The following is a 13384-nucleotide window of genomic DNA, read 5'->3' on the forward strand; positions in this document are numbered from 1 at the left end:
TGATTTCGAAATCATCTCATAACGTGTATGAGCATCACTAAGCGATCTCAATGGGAAAACTCCCTACGCTTTCCAGTTATCACGTGGCATTGAGAAAGCGTTAGGAAATCGCCAAAGGTACAATGGCGTTCTATCTTGATCGACCGGCTGGGTTCACCTTTACAGCTGGACAGTTTATCGATCTGTCATTACCGAATCTTTCCACATCCGATCCAGAAGGCCAAACACGGTCCCTGACCCTTGCCAGCGCTCCTTCCGAACAAAAGCTCATGGTCGCCACCCGCCTTCGGAACACACCCTTTAAACGTATGTTGGCAGAAATGCCTCTTGGGACGACAATTGATCTTGAAGGTCCATTCGGACAATTCACGCTACCGTCTGACGATTCCCGAACCATCGCTCTTCTCGCAGGAGGAATCGGTATTACACCGTTTTTTCGCATGCTGGGGCCTCTCACCAGGAGTGGCGCAAAGGAACGAACCTGCTTACATGGATTTTCGTTCTGGGAGTGTTGAATAAAACCAATTTCCAATGGCATATTGCCTCACAGGCACGTTGCATATTAGAGGCCTCGGGGCGGTTAAAAAAGTTCGTCCAGTCCTGCCCTGAGTCATGCCGAAGGGAAGGTCGCAGGCATATTTGCGGGCAGAGCGTACTTCCAGTACGTGAGCACGGAAAAATGCCGAGAACACCGTTGGCGCCTTTTTTCAACAGCCCCTTTCTGAATAATCGTCCTGTCGGGATGACCTGTTAATGGCATGATGGCAAAGAAATATCTTAGCGAAGCAGTGGGACAGGCCAAAATTTCCTGTTCTAAGCCGTTCGTATGCTCACATGTCAGTCAAGGTAGGTTTAGGATGGGAGAGCGGAAACGAGAGCATGGCCTAACTTAAATAGTTACCTCCGGACGAACCGGCTCTCAATCAGACAGACACTCCACGATTGGGTGTGTTATTCAGAGTGCGCTTGATCCCGAATTTTTTCAATCGGCTTCTCAGGGTGCTGGGATGTAACCCCAGATGCTTGGCTGCCCCTAATGGTCCATCAATTCTCCATTCACACGCCGCTAAGGCTTGGAGTATTCGAGTGCGTTCCACGTCTTTTAATTGAATGGGCGGCATGGCATCCATGTCGTTAGCCGGGGACTGCAACAGTGAGTCCTCCACATGCATGACGGACGATTGGCAAAGAATCATGGCTCGTTCAATCACATTTTTCAGTTCCCGTACATTACCCGGCCATGGATACTGAACCAACATTTCCATTGAACGATCATCGATCTCCTGACAGTTTCGTCTGAACTGCAACCGATTTTTTTCCATGAAATGTCGCACCAGCAGGGGAATATCATGCAAACGTTCCCGGAGAGGTGGCACCACAATCGGAAAGACATGCAGTCGGTAATATAAGTCGGAACGAAAACGCCCTTCGGCAATCGCCTTGCTTAAATCGCTATTGGTGGCGGCAATGATTCGCACATCGACGGCTTTCCCCTCGATACTGCCTACTCGTTCCACAATCCCATCTTGTAAAACCCTGAGGAGTTTTGCCTGCGCTTCAATCGGCATCTCCCCGATTTCATCAAGAAACAAGGTGCCACCATTGGCCAATTCAAATTTGCCGGGTCTTCCAGTCTCTGCACCGGTAAACGCGCCTTTCTCATGACCGAAGAGCTCACTTTCCACCAGACCTGAAGGTAACGCCGCACAATTGACTCGAACAAAAGGCTTTAAATTACGGGGGCTCAATTCATGAAGTAATCGCGCCAATAGTTCTTTTCCCGTTCCCGTTTCCCCCATGATGAGCACCGAGGTCGTGGTCGGGGCAACGGCCTGGGCCAGGTCCAGCACGTTCTTAAACTTTTGACTATTTCCAACCATCGCTCCAAAATCGTACGTAACTTTGATTTCTTCTAGAAGATAGGCATTTTCACGGGTGAGCTGTTCCTTCAGGTGATTGATCTGTTCATAGGCCCGCACATGATCAATGGCAAAGGCAATTTGGGTCGCCACTTGGCGTAGAAACAAGAGATTTTCCGGATCCGGATCCCCGGATTCAACACTGCCGATATTCAAAGATCCGATGCAATTTTCCCCAACAATCATGGGAATATTGATCATTCTTCCCAGACCCTCTTCGTGATAAAACGCATCTTCTAAAAATATGGGATTTTGTTGTAAATGGGGGCGTATATGAAGACGCCGATGATTATATACCCATCCCATTGCACTGCCTTCTCGAGGAATGACGGCATCACATTTCAACTTCACCACCGGCATACTCGTTTCCACCGCGTAAAACCGAAAAGCATCTATGTCAGAATGATACAGCGTAATACCCGCGCGTTCCCAAGAGATCACCTTTTTAATGTGTCCCGTAATGGCTTTCCACAGATCTTCCGTATTCCGTTGGGAATTTAAGATGTTTGTGACTTCCAACAGGGTTTGATAGAAATAACGGGCAAGGTGATCGGTTGAGTGAGTCATATCGACTATCATGATGCCCCTCACACTGAAAAATGAATACGAAGGATGGTGACCTTAACTAGAACTTTTGAACCAGAAAGAGTTTTCATGGGCAAAAATATTACGTTTGATTTTCTATAATTTTCTATAAATAAATGGACGCAATTACTGAGCCATTAACCGCTTTTTTGTGGTGTACAAAAATCCATTTTCCTTGTTAAAATTGTCTGGTCGCCTGAGCTAAATATGTTTTATATTTCAATAGCTTAATAGGTCAAGCCACCATCCATTTCATGGTGTCATTCAGGTTATACAAACAATCGTTTATTTAAGTAAACATTATTAAAAAAACTTCATTTTAATTTGTCACGATAGAGCAAAAACGCACGGAGACGACCGTGCTAAGTCGCACATGAATTCGACAGAGGCATCACCAAACTTTGGTTTTATCTTACCTTTTATAGACTATAGGCATTGTTTCGAATAAAGATCTCCAGAAGAAGGGCTCTTCTTCATGTGTGGAGGAAGTGATTTGGCTCACTCCTTTAATCAGGGAGAGGAATCTGTCGTCGATCCACATGGAGATCAAAAAAGGGTCTAAAAAAAAAAGCCTGACGCATAACGTCAGGCGCAAGAAAAACTCCTGGGATATTTTATTTTTCCATGGAAGGGTGGCTTAACCTTCCCCTTCCATGGAACCACTAACAGGCATTTATTAACATTGCTAACTAATCATACAGGGATCCACTACTCCGTAAGCTTAGCTTGATCAGCTTGCCTTATATGCCACGCAATCTTCTCATTCAGAAGATTCGTATCCCCTTTCAAGGTAGAAGAGATATGCTTCAAGGCATTTCTATGAAACCCCTTCGGGTCGAAGTGTGGCTTGCTCTCAAAATGGGCGATGCGCTTATCTATATCCTGAACACGACTTTCCAGGGACTGGACTTCCCCTTCTGATGCTTTTGCCGCAATCATATGATCTTGAATCGACCAACCCTGGGTCTCCACTTTCCAGGCCGAATTCTGGCCTTGCCCCTTATCACTCGCCAAAACAAATTGGGGAAGCCCTAGAAGTATCCCCACAAGAAAAGCTGAAATAAAAAATTTGTTATTCATAACTTCCTCCTTCCAGCGTTTATCAGTTTTAAAACCATCGTCGAACTTGGACTGCTAATGTAACGTTGTTTCCCGCACAACCTATTTCAATATCCAATTTATATGCCAACAAAAATTAAATTTTATTTACCTTTACATTCAATAACTTATCATTTTATGTACTTAAAAATTAGGTCATTAATGTAACATGCAAAGGTAACATAAGTGATTCATTAGGTTACATTAGGTTACATAATGTTACACTTTTTTGTATCATTAGGGACCTTCCTTCCGTTTTGTTGACCAGGGTGTTGACTGAGAAATGTGAAGATGGAAACGGCTATAGAAGGTGCCGCATGATTGAAAATGGCGACGTTCCTGTTTCTGCAAAGAAAAATCTAGTGGGGCACACACATGCAAGGATTAGGAAAACAACCAGCCGTAAAAGGCAGACTCTGCCCTCTACACTCCGTCCAAGCAAAAAAGGGTAAGGCCAAAATCATGTTTGAGTTCGATTTCAATTTCCCACATTGGCCCGGTGAACATTTTGTCGACAACCTGCACCGCCGGAAGGGTTTTTCACAAATACTTAATACCGGTAGCCAGGCAAGCCCACTCCCTCTTTTCCTTGAAGCTCCATTACTCCTACTCTGTCAGCTTGGCCTGGTCGGCCTGCCGAATATGCCAGGCAATCTTTTCATTCAGAAGTTTCTCTTGCTCTTCCAATGTACTGGAAAGAAGCCTTAAGGAACTTCTGGTAAACCCCTTCGGATCAAAGTATGGCTTTTCCTCCAATTTGCTTATGCGTTTATCCAATTGCTGAATGCGGTCCACTAAAGACTGAACTTCCTCTTCTTCAGAATACGCAGCAGCTATATGGTCTTGAATGGACCAACCCTGGGTTTCCAGTTTCCATTCAGAAACCTGTTCTTTCGTAATTTCACCAGCCAAAACAAATTGGGGAATGCCGAGGAGTATTCCCACGAGGAAAAATAACATCATTATTTTGTGATTCATGGCTTCCTCCCTTCTTGCTGACGGCTTCAAAAGAGCATCTATTGGTTCACTGCCCACTCTTTCTTCTCCTGTTTATGTCTATCCAATTTATAGACCAATACTTTTAAGGCAGTACTTACTTTTAAATTCAATAGTTTAAAATTTTGAAATAAAATGAACGCGGTGAACTGTTACATCTAAATGCATCAAAAGTGTAAATCCGTTGATACATTATGTAACATCAAGTCTGTCATGCCTTCAGATGCGTTTCTTATTTATCTGGATGCTAAATAAACAACGCCTTACTCTGTGGAAGATTAGGAAGATGCGGGATATTTGTAACTGTTCTAAAGGGATAGAGAACAAGGAAAGAAGTGCGGAGAAATCGCGTAAGCACGCAGACAGGAAACTTCTCGGCTACACTCGGCTATCAACCTGGGCATTCCGGCCATCCAGGTGATTGCGGCCTGGTCCATGGAAAGCCATGCCCTTATCCTGCCGGGGTTGAGGGGTTAGAAGCCGGACCTTCCGGGTCTGTTGAAAAAAGCCGCCAGCGGCGTTCTCGCCATTTTTCCGTGCTCACGTACTACGCGTACGCTCCGCGCGTAAAAACGGCTGCGGCCTTGCTGGACGGACTTTTTTGACCCGACCCGGAGCCTTGTTGAGTAATTTAATCCCAGGCAAATTTGCCTTTAAAAATATTTATTATTCAACACCCCTTCCTGAAATCTCCTTCACTCCGATTCGCTCAGGCTTGATAGTGGCAAATTGCGAGATTGAGAATCCATTATGCAACTGTCTCCCTAAAAAACTTCAAATAGAAGACGTTTTACGGCGAGCAGGAATTCCGAGGCGTGACATGCGACGATACAACGTGAGGCGTGCGATCCCAAGGAGCTTTGCGGCAGCTGAACGGTTCCCTCCCGTCTGCTTCAATGCAGCGAGAATCTTCTCCTTATCATCATCCTGGCTTGAAGGTATGTCTTCAGATTGTGCCACGAGAAGCCTTTCATCCTGATTAAGCACCTCTGGCGGTAAATCTTGAGGCCGAATAATCGTCTGAGGACATCGAATGACTGCAAATTCAATGGCATGCTTGAGTTCGCGAACATTTCCAGGCCAGCCATAGGCCATCAACAGCCGGAGCGCTTCATCACTCACGGCCTCAACAGGCCTTCCTGTTGTCGCCCGATATTGGTTCAGAAAATGGCTGATTAACAAAGGGATATCTTCCCGTCGTTCCCGCAGCGGAGGCAGTAACACTCTTCCAACCCGAATCCGATACAACAGGTCAGCCCGGAAGGTTCCCGCACTGACATCATTGGCAAGATTATGATGGGTGGCCGCAAGCACACGAACATTCACTTTCCGGAGCCGAGATTCTCCAAGACGGGTAATTTCCCATTCTTGCAGAACCCGAAGCAGACTGGTTTGGACGGTGAGCGGAATATCCCCGATTTCATCCAAAAACAACGTTCCTCCTTCTGCGGCTTCGATCAATCCCTGCTGATCTGATACGGCGCCTGTGAAGGCCCCACGCTTATGTCCAAATAATTGGCTGGCGACCAGTGATTCCGTCAACCCCGCACAATTCACCGCGATAAAAGGAAACTCATTGCGGTGGCTGGCTTGGTGAATGGCACGAGCAACCAGTTCCTTGCCTGTTCCGGTCTCTCCCTCAATAAGTATGGTGGAATCCACACGGGAAAAATCCTGAATCTGCTGGAAAACCAATTGCATTGAATGGCTGGTGCCAATGAGATCCTGATATTTGCCCGTCTCTCCCAATAGTTGACGAAGGGTCTGCACCTCCGAGGCATCGTACAGGAAAAACATTTTCCGTTCCGGGTCTCGTGGATCATCTCTGACATCCACATTGACCCACCGGGTGCACTCTCCACCAACCGTAGACATACGCACTAAGACCTCCTGCCGTTCACCAGGAGAACGATTCACCATGTCCTCTATTTGAGCATGATAGGCAGGATCGCTAAACAACCCTTGCCAGGACCCACCTGATTGAGGAAAATTTCCTTTTCCGCATAATTGTTGGGCCGCCTGACTCAGAAAGGTCACCTTTCCATCCCTGTCGGTCAGGGCAGTCCCGATATGCAATTGATTTAAAATAGCAATGAGGTCATCGTGATTCCGCTGGATCTCCGCAATCAAGTCCTCTAATTTCTCCTCGGCTTCTTTCCGTTGTGCCACTTCCCGCGACAGTAATTGATTGGCCGTCGTCAGGTCGGAAGTTCTATCCAGCACCCGCTGCTCCAGCACATCATGCGCCTCACGAAGGTCGGCTTGCGTCCGCTTCCGATCCAACTGCAGCCGGATCATCTCTCCAAGTGAGTGCAATAAATTTCGCTCTTCTTGCAGGAAGGGGCCTTCAACTTCCGTCGGGCGTTCCTCCAAATACACGACTTCAATTTCACCTGTCGTTCCATCTCGGCAAATAAACTCTTCCCGCTGGGTCCACGGGGATCCCACAAAATTAGGTGTCGTTATTTCCAGAGGACCAAACCGAATCCGGGCGGCTGTGACTTCCGGGTATTGCCAGGAAGGCGGAATGAGATCGGCAATGCGTTGAAGTAATTCCTGATTCGATAAATCTTCGTTGTGAAACAATTGCGTGGTGGAATGGAGTGCGGTCAGTTCCTTCACACGCTCCTGGAGATCGTGCAAGGTCCGCTTCAATTCTTGATCTGAATCCTTCGATACTTGACTATCGGTAGATGACAAGAACCCTTTGTCTTCCATGATGACTTCCTAGGGCAAAAAAAAGACATGTTCCCAAACGACCTGGCTTAGCGCTCTCGCATCTTCGGGACACTTCTCCGCATAGAACCAACGAAAAGGCCCATCAATCTCACACATATGGAAGGTCCAATTAATTACATGCGGGAGACTGCTCGCCCCGTCCTCATTATCCCGTCACAAACATGTGGCCTATGACCTGGCCATTCAATCTCCTCATTCACAGGAATCTACTCACTTCACAGAGTGCCTCCTCACCCGTCCTTTGATGAATTTTCTCCAAATACTCCACACCGTGAAACCTATCGTTAAACTTATAAATTCATTCTACCTGAATCGAGAGGGTGGAGTGACCAGGCTTTTCCATATTTTTTGTCCTTTTGCCATTGCTCTGTATTATGCCTAAATTGGATTTAGCTCGATAAGGCAACAGATGGAGGTTTCAAAACATCCATCCTTCATAAAGAATTTTGCCATCAAATTTAATTTCATCAGCCAAACAGGACATACATTGGGAATTGGATGACCGTCATCCTTCGAGTTGTGGTGTTTCCCTCGTCGGGCATACCTCACTCTTATGCCTGTTTGGCAAGGATGCATTCACACTCCAATTTCAAACGAGAATTAGGAAAAGAGAAAGGATGTTAAGAAAAGGACAAAACAGGGACAGGTTTCACAACCTAGACGGCAAAATTTTATTTTTAAGAAAATTATTCGACCAGAATGGTCATCATACGCTTCTCCCTACTCCCCACAATTTCCAATTCAATGGATCAAGAACCCACCACCCCATTTTCCAGGATGAAATGGATACACCTTCAATGATGTGCCTCTTGTTTGCGATGTGCGACTTCCCGAACCATTTTTAGAATCTTCCTAAGAGCAAATGGCTTTGAGAGGACGTTCAATGCCCCAGCATGGGTCGCTCTCATTCGCACAGAATTTATAAGGCTTCCCGTAACTATAGAGGGCTTTCCTTAGCCAGCATGGCATCTGGCGTCGAAACCGAGGCTAGTCTCTCCAGTTGAACCCTGTTATCCTGACCATGGGTCATTCTCCAAACGTTCATCACGACGATGACGCATCACCACACCATTTGGATCCTGTTATCCCCGTCCCAAAGGACCTCACCCACATGAATCCGTGGGCACTGGAAATCCAACATGTCAGCAAGCAATTCCCGGATGGCACCTATGCCCTTCAGAACATTGAATGGGGTGTGAAAGAAGGGGAAACCATGGCGCTGATTGGGGAAAGCGGATCAGGAAAAACCACCTTTTTGCGTCTTCTGAATCGGCTGATAGAACCAACGACCGGTACCGTCGTCATTCAAGGCGAGCCCGCCTCTGCACAGGATCCCATTCAACTTCGTCGACGCCTGGGATATGTCCCACAAGATGGCGGGCTTTTCCCTCACTGGACCATCAAGCAAAATGTCTGCCTCGTCCCTCATTTATTGGGATGGACATCGGAACAGCAACTCGAACGAGTCGACAGGCTCTTATCTCTCGTAAATCTGAATCCCTCGCAAATTGCCGAACGCTACCCCATTGAACTCTCGGGGGGACAGCGGCAACGCGTGGCTGTGGCACGTGCCCTGGCAGCCGATCCGCCCATCGTCCTGCTCGACGAACCATTTGGCGCATTAGATCCGCTTACCCGCCATGACCTGCAGGACCAATTTCTCTCCCTTCAAGCCCGATTGCAGAAAACCATGGTCCTGGTGACTCATGACATGTCAGAAGCCTTTAGGCTAGGCGACCGGATTACCATCCTCAAAGAAGGATGCATTCAGCAAGTCGGGACTCCACAACAAATTCTTCATTCACCGGCCACGCCCTATGTTCATTTGCTCGTTCAGCATTATCACGCTCATCGAGGCTAACAGGAAGGAGATGAACACCGATCGTATCAGACAACGCACACGGAGGGCCTCCAGAGGAATCGTGATCGGACTTCTTGGGCTGCTCTATTCTCTTTCTCTGCCAGTTTGGGCCTCTGACACCATTGTGGTGGGATCCAAGAATTTTATGGAAAGCCGGCTCCTGGCGGAAATGTTCGCTCAACTCATTGAGGCCCGTACGGAATTAACCGTCACGCGTCGCCTCGGACTCGCCGGCACTCAAGTCTGTTTTGAGGCTTTAAAAACGGGAGGGATTGATCTTTATCCCGAATACACAGGAACAGGGCTCGTCACCATTCTGGGTGAACCGCCGATGAACGATCGAGTGTCGGTTTTAAACCGCGTTCGCACGGAGTTTCTTCACCGATGGGATATTTGGTGGCTGGCACCACTCGGATTTGAAAATTCTTATGCGCTAGCCCTTCGCCGTGATCGAGCACAAACCCTAGGACTCCGATCGATTTCGGATCTCGTGCGTGTCGCCCCTCACATGAAAGCCGGCTTTGGGTATGAATTTATCCAGCGAGAAGATGGATTGGCGGGGTTGAAAAAATCCTACGGCTTACAGTTTCAGGAAGTGATCGGCATGCAACAAACGTTGAAATATCAAGCCACAGATAAGGGAGAGGTTGACCTCTTAGATGTCTACACCACAGACGGACGCTTAGCCGTGTATGACTTTGTTGTCCTGAAAGATGATCGTCAGTTCTTCCCACCGTATGAGGCCGCAGCACTCGTTCGAGGAGAAATTCTCAAACGCCATCCGGAATTGGGACGGGTAATCAGTTTGCTCACCAATGCCATAAACCCAACACGCATGCGTGAATTAAATCTCAGAATTCAGGAACAGGGAGAACCGGTTCCCCAAGTAGCACAGAACGCCTTACGGGCACTCGATCTTGTGGCCGACAATCACGGCCAACCAGCCGCCAGCACGGATTCTTCCGATTCCATTTTCTCCTACATGTGGACCAAACGTTCTAATCTTCTAATGCGCACAGGAGAACATCTTTGGCTTTCCGGACTAGGGTTGTTCCTGGGAATACTGGTCGCCATTCCATTGGGACTGGCTCTCGAACGGTGGCGAAGAGGAGCGGAAGCGATCATCCGAATAATCGGCATGTTGCAAACGATTCCATCCATCGCACTTCTGGCCTTTATGATTCCAATATTCGGCGTAGGAGCGCTTCCCGCCATCATGGCTTTATGGATGTATTCGTTATTCCCCATTCTCCGAAATACCTATTCGGGGTTACGAGACGCAGCTCCAAATGTAGTGGAGACCGGGCGAGCCCTTGGCATGACGGAATGGCAAATTCTCCGCACGATTCGCCTTCCACTCGCCGCGCCGACCATCATGGCGGGCATTCGCACCTCTGCCATCTGGACCGTCGGGACTGCCACGCTGGCCGCCTTTATCGGGGCCGGAGGCTTGGGTGTCCCCATCGTGGCAGGGCTCCAGCTTGCGGACGTCAATTTGATATTATCCGGCGCCCTCCCCGCAACAGTGTTGGCCCTGTCGGTTGATGCTCTCTTGGGTCGTGTAGAACAATGGGCCCGGCCACGCGGCCTGGAACCGGCTCGATAACCTTGCCGGATTGCCGTTTAATATATGCTAAAAGCACGCCAACCCAAGTGACTTTTTGACGGACAAAAGATCCATTTTTCATCTGATTTCGTCAATGCTTTTGTCTTGCCCGCAACCCTTTCTGCCGCTATAGTGGGGATATTGATGCCATTTCAAGGCATTCGCCATCATCCACAGCCCCTTTGTTTTTGCCTATAGAAGGCAGATCAGGAAACTTATCGGACGAATACTTTCTCTCATTCAGCAATACACGAGAAAAACGTAGGCGGAAGGATGTTCATTTTCTGAACGTTTTCTTTCCGTCTTATGCCAACGATGACGTCATCTGCCCTGACGTCTGAGGGAGAGGTTAAAATATTGTTCACGATAGACCCCCGAGGAGGGCTCATGCCATCGCAAACAGATCCATCAATCACCATTGATCTTCCATTAACCAGAGAAGATCAGGACTTAATCAAAACCCAAATCACCCGCGGTCTGCAAGCAAGCCCCAAAACTCTGCCTTCAAAACTCTTTTATGACGAACAGGGATCAACCCTGTTCGAACAAATATGCGAATTGCCGGAATATTATCAAACACGGACCGAGCATCAGCTGCTCACCAATTGCGCCGCCGAAATTGTGGCTCTCAGCGGAGCAGAAGAACTTGTGGAATTAGGATCCGGCGCAGCCACAAAAACACGGGTACTCCTCGATGCCATGGCCAAAGTTGACCAACTGCGCTATTTCGTCCCCTTTGATGTCGATGAAGCCATTGTCCGACGAGTCTCCGAAGAACTGGTACGCGAGTACCCCGGTCTCCACATACATGGTGTGGTAGGAGACTTTCTTGTCCATTTGGAGCATATTCCGGAAGGCGGCAAACGCCTGGTAGTCATCCTTGGAGGAACCATTGGCAACCTTCCTGCTCCTGCCGCTCAAGAGTTCCTTTCCTCAGTGAACTTCGAAATGGCATCCGGAGATTATTTCTTATTGGGAGTCCAGCTCATCACGGAACGAAGTCGCCTCGAAGCCGCATATAATGACAAACAGGGCATTACAGCAAAATTTAACAAAAATATTATTCGTGTTCTTGGTCATCATTTCGGATCTCAGGCTGATCTGGATTCGTTCGACCATATCGCCAGATACAACAATGATGAACATCGCATTGAAATGTGGCTCCGGTCACGAGAAGATCAAATTCTGGACATTCAGGACTTAGGATTACAAGTCCATCTCAAACAAGGGGAGGAAATCCGCACCGAAATCAGCACGAAATATGATCGCCCTTTGGCGGAAGCACTTCTCGCGGCTTCGGGTTTTGCCTTGGTCAAATGGTACTCGGACCCTGACAGCCTGATTGGCCTCGCACTCGCCAAAAAACCCTAAGCCGGATGGTTCGAGAGAGGCACGACTTTTTTCATCAGGATTCAGACCCGACGTAACCTCACAACCCCAGGGTACTCCGCCAACCTACTCCCATGATTTATCTCAATCCGGCTGGACTCGCTCCATTCCATCCTGACGTACAGCAGGTAATTTCCCGGACACTCGACACGTTCAGTCACTTGTTATATGCGGAAGCCGGCATTCAGTATTACCGGGACACGCTTCAGGAATGCCGACGGACCATTGCGGATTGGTTGAGGTTGAACGATGAACAACGGCTCGCCTTCATGCCCAATACCACAACTGCGTGCAGCCTGGTCCTTTCTCGGATCAATTGGAAACCTGGAAATGTCCTTCTGACCACCACTCATGAAAATGCCACGATTCTCAATGAAATTGACAAACTCAGTGACCGTGGAGTCCGCGTTATTAGACTCGATCCGGATGTCCCCTCCGGCTTCCTTCCCTCGCTTGAACGCATTCTAAATGAACAACACATTCAGGCCATCGTCATCAGTCACGTCTCTCATTTTGATGGGCGCATCTTTCCCCTCACCGCAATCCAGGAGCTGGCGGAGTCACACCATACGCGACTCATCGTAGACGGGGCGCAAGCCGTCGGACATATTCCGGTTTCTTTTCAGGAAATTTATCCCTATGCGTATTTTTTCCCTGGCCATAAATGGTGCACAGGCCCGATGGGAACCGGTGCGCTGATTGTCGGGAATGACGGTCACCAGGAGACGCAACCCTATTGGGCCGGATACGAATTGGGCACACAGAATATTGGCTTGATCGCCGGATTTGCCAAAGCCTGCCATCTCAAGGCTCAACAAGATCCACACAACCACATCCTTGAACAGGTGCGAGAAGAATGGAAAGTCTGCCTCGGACACTATCCTGGGATTCGGATTATCGAATGGGAGGGGGCGCATGCTCCCGGTATCTTATCGTTTGCCTGCCTTGACGAACACACGGAACAGGCTATGCACACCCTTTCCTCCTCTCATTCCATTGCCTGGAAAACCCTCACCCACCCCTCCTATCCCTCAAACCTTTCGATCCGTATTTCCTGGACTACCGACACATCAAATATCGACATCCGTTCGACTCTTGCATTGTTTTCCTCACGCTCAAAGGAATGAGTGCCCCTGCACATCCTAGAACACCTTGGGGTATTCCAGGATAAACAACTTCGGAGAATTTCTT

At 48.2% G+C, this 13384-nt stretch carries 10 protein-coding genes; 6 read left to right on the forward strand and 4 right to left on the reverse strand.

Translation table 11 applies throughout. The features are described 5' to 3' along the window. Positions 1-122 precede the first annotated feature (122 nt). Positions 123-515 carry an FAD-dependent oxidoreductase gene (locus tag PQG83_RS12650; RefSeq protein ID WP_312741598.1) on the forward strand — a complete coding sequence of 131 codons (393 nt, stop codon included), beginning with the start codon at positions 123-125 and terminating at the stop codon, positions 513-515. 408 nt (positions 516-923) lie between these two features. Here the strand turns inward: PQG83_RS12650 and PQG83_RS12655 are convergent, their stop codons facing one another. From PQG83_RS12655 to PQG83_RS12665, 3 genes are all read right to left on the reverse strand, one after another. Next, entirely contained in the window at positions 924-2498 is a 1575-nt protein-coding gene (locus tag PQG83_RS12655) for a sigma-54-dependent Fis family transcriptional regulator (RefSeq protein ID WP_312741601.1), read from the reverse strand. Between the two features lie 714 nt (positions 2499-3212). Continuing rightward, positions 3213-3584, reverse strand: a complete 372-nt coding sequence (locus PQG83_RS12660; RefSeq protein WP_312741604.1) for a hypothetical protein — start codon at positions 3582-3584, stop codon at positions 3213-3215. 624 nt (positions 3585-4208) lie between these two features. Next, positions 4209-4580, reverse strand: coding sequence for a hypothetical protein (locus tag PQG83_RS12665; RefSeq protein ID WP_312741607.1), 372 nt, complete (start codon positions 4578-4580; stop codon positions 4209-4211). A gap of 353 nt (positions 4581-4933) precedes the next feature. On the opposite strand from PQG83_RS12665, the gene PQG83_RS12670 reads away from it, so the two are divergent. Further along, complete coding sequence (locus PQG83_RS12670) at positions 4934-5203, forward strand: hypothetical protein (protein ID WP_312741609.1); 270 nt, start codon at positions 4934-4936, stop codon at positions 5201-5203. Between the two features lie 169 nt (positions 5204-5372). On the opposite strand, the gene PQG83_RS12675 is transcribed toward PQG83_RS12670, so the two are convergent. After that, a complete protein-coding gene (locus PQG83_RS12675; RefSeq protein ID WP_312741612.1) occupies positions 5373-7316 on the reverse strand; it encodes a sigma-54 interaction domain-containing protein in 1944 nt (647 codons plus the stop codon). Positions 7317-8448: 1132 nt separating this feature from the next. On the opposite strand from PQG83_RS12675, the gene PQG83_RS12680 reads away from it, so the two are divergent. From PQG83_RS12680 to PQG83_RS12695, 4 genes are all read left to right on the forward strand, one after another. Beyond that, entirely contained in the window at positions 8449-9198 is a 750-nt protein-coding gene (locus PQG83_RS12680) for an ATP-binding cassette domain-containing protein (RefSeq protein WP_312741614.1), read from the forward strand. Positions 9199-9208: 10 nt separating this feature from the next. Next, on the forward strand, positions 9209-10804 hold the full coding sequence (locus PQG83_RS12685; protein WP_312741616.1) for a glycine betaine ABC transporter substrate-binding protein: 1596 nt from the start codon (positions 9209-9211) through the stop codon (positions 10802-10804). Positions 10805-11191: 387 nt separating this feature from the next. Next, positions 11192-12175, forward strand: a complete 984-nt coding sequence (gene egtD / locus PQG83_RS12690) for an L-histidine N(alpha)-methyltransferase (protein WP_312741618.1) — start codon at positions 11192-11194, stop codon at positions 12173-12175. 92 nt (positions 12176-12267) lie between these two features. Then, on the forward strand, positions 12268-13320 hold the full coding sequence (locus PQG83_RS12695; RefSeq protein WP_312741621.1) for an aminotransferase class V-fold PLP-dependent enzyme: 1053 nt from the start codon (positions 12268-12270) through the stop codon (positions 13318-13320). Positions 13321-13384 lie beyond the last annotated feature (64 nt).

The organism is Candidatus Nitrospira neomarina, assembly GCF_032051675.1.
GTDB lineage: Bacteria > Nitrospirota > Nitrospiria > Nitrospirales > UBA8639 > Nitrospira_E > Nitrospira_E neomarina.